This window comes from Vibrio sp. 03_296, from assembly GCF_002265885.1.
Genome location: NZ_NPKW01001146.1, coordinates 1 through 817, shown reverse-complemented (window position 1 = coordinate 817; position 817 = coordinate 1). Strand labels below are relative to the sequence as shown.

Annotated in this window: 2 protein-coding genes; both read left to right on the top strand. The window is 45.6% G+C overall.

Annotated features, from left to right (window positions below; genetic code table 11):
* Positions 1-412, top strand: a 412-nt coding sequence (locus tag CIK04_RS35115) for a hypothetical protein (RefSeq protein ID WP_325206038.1), incomplete at its 5' end; no start/stop codon positions are given.
* A 132-nt stretch (positions 413-544) separates the two neighbouring features.
* Positions 545-790, top strand: coding sequence for a hypothetical protein (locus CIK04_RS35110; RefSeq protein WP_325206037.1), 246 nt, complete (start codon positions 545-547; stop codon positions 788-790).
* Positions 791-817 lie beyond the last annotated feature (27 nt).

Genomic DNA, 817 nt, shown 5'->3' with positions numbered 1-817 from the left:
CCAGCCAATCGCTGAAGGGAAGACACTGCACTTCTCGACAGAATTGGTTGCTCAACAKKTTGTCGAAAAATTTAAGCTTGCTTCGTTAGAAGACATAGCTGAGGGTAAGCGGTTGGTTGGGCGATCCAATATACCCCAAGTCCCTTTCAGCGATGAAAAAGTCTTCGAAGATTACGTCGCGTCGCTGAGTGCGGCACTGGCAGCAAGAAGGCTGCATGTCGTTCAGTTTGAAAGCGTGACGCCAGCATCATTAAAACCAACGATTTTAACACCACCACCTCAAACCAAGAGTCAAAACCCGCGTCAGATGGGAAAACAGAGAGCCAAACCAGTGATGACAAAACTTGTGACGAAGCGCAAGCCGAAAGCAGTAAACATCATGAAAAAGCCGGCGATCCGGTTTCTATGGTGACGGGTGAAGAAATCCTAACACTGTGTGACTTAACACTTCATCATCGCATGAGTTTTCTCGTCACCTATCGTTCCTCATTTGTCTTTAGACACTGGCTTAGGACATGGTTGGCGACATAGTTTCGACTACCAGATGCACGACGTACACTCTGAAAAAGGATCGCTTACGGGGTGGCATTTTTGCGATGAGATGGGCGACGTCATTGAGTTTCCCGCCGTGAATCAAGGTGCGGTGAGTTATCAAACTTACGTAGGAGCAAGTTGCTTTCATCACGAAAATGGTTATTTGTTGGTCACGTTGGCGAATGGTACCCAGTACAAGTTTGAACGGAAGAATGATACTTGGTTAATTAAACAAATCAGAACGACAGCGAATTGATTTAATTGATCTGGATTATTCCTCAAA

What these genes read in the sequence shown, in the direction of transcription:
- CIK04_RS35110 (WP_325206037.1), top strand. Translation starts at nt 545, where the DNA reads ATGCACGACGTACACTCTGAAAAAGGATCGCTTACGGGGTGGCATTTT.